The sequence below is a fragment of the Halalkalibacter flavus genome, assembly GCF_036663575.1.
GTDB classification, from domain to species: domain Bacteria; phylum Bacillota; class Bacilli; order Bacillales; family Bacillaceae_D; genus Halalkalibacter; species Halalkalibacter flavus.
Window position 1 is genome coordinate 1 of sequence record NZ_JAWRVK010000191.1, and the last position, 280, is coordinate 280.

Annotated in this window: 1 protein-coding gene; it reads left to right on the forward strand. The window is 38.2% G+C overall.

Going from position 1 to position 280, the window contains the following annotated elements; all coding sequences use genetic code 11:
- Positions 1–280 (forward strand): DDE-type integrase/transposase/recombinase (locus tag SAY88_RS24950; protein WP_332635112.1); only part of this gene is annotated, 280 nt, incomplete at both ends.

The window sequence follows — 280 nt, forward strand, 5'->3', positions numbered from 1 at the left end:
ATGGATGGTGTTATCTAGCTTCTGTCATGGATCTACACACAAAGAAAATAATTGGCTATTGTTTCTCACGTTCTATGACAACAGACATCGTATTAAAGGCTTTAGAAAACGCTTATACTACACAACAACCCAAAGATGGAGTAGTATTCCACTCTGATTTGGGATCACAATATACAAGTGATGAGTTTTCCGAGCGCATTAATTTCTACGGTATAGAACATTCCTTTAGTCATAAGGGCTGTCCCTATGACAATGCCTGTATTGAGTCGTTTCATGCGAT